This is a genomic window from Aliirhizobium wenxiniae (genome assembly GCF_014201355.1).
GTDB lineage: Bacteria > Pseudomonadota > Alphaproteobacteria > Rhizobiales > Rhizobiaceae > Neorhizobium > Neorhizobium wenxiniae.
In genome coordinates this window covers 1-1,423 of the sequence record NZ_JACHEG010000024.1, presented here as the reverse complement: position 1 = coordinate 1,423, position 1,423 = coordinate 1, and the positions used below count along the sequence as shown (strand labels likewise).

Annotated in this window: 2 protein-coding genes; both read right to left on the bottom strand. The window is 57.7% G+C overall.

Annotation, left to right across the window (positions count from 1 at the left end):
• On the bottom strand, positions 1–257 hold a 257-nt coding region (locus HNQ72_RS30890), incomplete at its 3' end, for a TRAP transporter small permease (RefSeq protein ID WP_246450680.1).
• Positions 258–413: 156 nt separating this feature from the next.
• On the bottom strand, positions 414–1,400 hold the full coding sequence (locus HNQ72_RS30360) for a TRAP transporter substrate-binding protein (protein WP_183998371.1): 987 nt from the start codon (positions 1,398–1,400) through the stop codon (positions 414–416).
• Between the last annotated feature and the right edge of the window lie 23 nt (positions 1,401–1,423).

Sequence of the window (1,423 nt, the reverse complement as noted above, 5' to 3'; positions counted from 1 at the left end):
CCAGCATCGCGGACGCCGACGGCAGCCCCGATCATGGTGACATAGAGAATAAGGACGATTGCAAGGTTTTCTGTCCAGCTGGGCGAGTCGTTCAGCACGTAACGGCCGAAGACCTGGTAGAAAACGACGGCGACAAGCGTCAGCAAGCCAGTAATGGCGAGAATCATGCCGAGCTTGGCCAGTGGTGCGTTGATGCTCGTCAGCCAGCCAGTCATCGCAGGTGGATGGGCAGCTTCAGATTTGCTGTGAGTGTTCATATTATCCCCCGGGCGCACCCGCCCGAATACCTGGCTCGGTCTTCGGAGTGTACGATGCGCGGTGTCTTGAGGTTTGTAGTGCCCGGCGCCTCTTATCCGGCGTGCAGGCTTTAGGAGGAGGAAGCAGCTCCGGTCTGGAGCTGCTTCCTTCATGGTTTACTTGGTTGCCTGGATCCGCTTGACGAGGTCCTGAAGTTCAGGCGTCTTGGCGAACTGGTCGTAGACAGGCTTCATCGCATCGACGAATTCCTGCTTATTATTGACGTCCTCGATGATGCTGCCGGCCTTTTCGACGATTTCCTTCGAAGTGGCTTCGCGTGCATCCCAGAGACGGCGTTGTTCAACCACCGAGTCCTTGGCTGCCTGACGGATCAGAGCCTGGTCTTCCGGCGGCAGCTTGTCCCAGATCGGCTTGGAGAAGAGCAGCAGTTCCGGCACCATGGCATGTTCAGTACGGGTGTAATACTTGGCTGCCTCGTAATGGTGAGACGATTCATAGGACGGGTAGTTGTTCTCGGCGGCATCGATGATGCCGGTCTTCAGGCCGGTATAGACTTCGCCCATCGGCATCGGCGTTGCGTTGGCACCGAGAGCCTGAACCATTGCGACGAACATGTCGGACTGCTGGACGCGGATCTTCATGTTGTGAAGGTCGGCAAGCGTCTTGATCGGCTTCTTGGTGTACATCGAGCGTGCGCCGCTGTCGTAGAAGGCAAGGCCAACCATGCCCTGCTTCTCAAGTGCCTTCAGAACTTCTTCACCGATCGGGCCATCAAGCACGGCGCGTTCATGGGCGGTCGAGCGGAAGATGAAAGGCATCGAGATAACGATGGTTTCCGGCACCATGTTGTTGACCACGGCGGCGCTGATGCGCAGCATGTCGAGGCCGCCGATGCGCAGCTGTTCGATGGTGCCGCGTTCGTCACCCAGTGCACCGTTCGGGAAAACCTTGACGCCGAGGCGGCCATTGGTGCGCTCGGACAGGATCTTGCCCATATACATGGCGCCCTGAACTGTCGGATAGTCATTCGGGTGAATGTCGGCCGACCTGAAGTCGCGGGACATAGCCGGAGACGCAAGAAGAACACCTGCCGCCCCGGCAGCGAGGAGCATCGTGCGGATCGCCTTGAAAGTTGGTTTCATTCGTATTTCCTCCATTAATAAAT